Annotated in this window: 1 rRNA gene; it reads left to right on the forward strand. The window is 54.2% G+C overall.

Annotation, left to right across the window (positions count from 1 at the left end):
- A 23S ribosomal RNA gene (locus tag M3225_RS30305) occupies nucleotides 1–253 on the forward strand; the annotation flags it as partial.

Raw genomic sequence — 253 nt, forward strand, 5'->3', positions numbered from 1 at the left:
TGATATTCCTGTACCACCTCCCCGCCGTTTGAGTAATGGGGGGACGCAGTAGGATAGGGTAAGCGCGCTGCTGGATATGCGCGTTCAAGCAGTTAGGCTGATGAGTAGGCAAATCCGCTCATCATTAAGGCTGAGCTGTGATGACGAGGGAACTATAGTACCGAAGTTCCTGATTCCACACTGCCAAGAAAAGCCTCTAGCGAGGCGGGAGGTGCCCGTACCGCAAACCGACACAGGTAGGCGAGGAGAGAAT

It is taken from the genome of Priestia aryabhattai (assembly GCF_023715685.1).
Taxonomy (GTDB): domain Bacteria; phylum Bacillota; class Bacilli; order Bacillales; family Bacillaceae_H; genus Priestia; species Priestia aryabhattai_B.